This is a genomic window from Pseudomonas sp. SIMBA_067 (assembly GCF_046534675.1).
Lineage (GTDB): Bacteria > Pseudomonadota > Gammaproteobacteria > Pseudomonadales > Pseudomonadaceae > Aquipseudomonas > Aquipseudomonas putida.
The window spans coordinates 1-258 of record NZ_JAWRYH010000780.1 but is presented as its reverse complement, the minus strand read 5'-3'; the positions used below and the strand labels follow the sequence as shown (position 1 = coordinate 258).

1 protein-coding gene is annotated in these 258 nt (G+C 60.9%); it reads left to right on the top strand.

Annotated elements, in window-relative coordinates; all coding sequences use genetic code 11:
- The coding region (locus SB765_RS31310; protein WP_410932719.1) for a cbb3-type cytochrome c oxidase subunit I at positions 1-258 on the top strand (258 nt) is incomplete at both ends.

Here is a 258-nt window from a genome sequence, read left to right as displayed (position 1 = left end):
GGCGTGATGATGGCGATTCCGGGCGCCGACTTCGTGCTGCACAACAGCCTGTTCCTGATCGCGCACTTCCACAACGTGATCATCGGCGGCGTGCTGTTCGGTTATCTCGCGGGCTTCAACTACTGGTTCCCGAAGGCGTTCGGCTTCAAGCTGAACGAGAAGCTCGGCAAGGCTGCGTTCTGGTTCTGGCAGGTCGGCTTCTACGTCGCGTTCGTGCCGCTCTACGTGCTCGGCTTCATGGGCATGACGCGTCGTCTG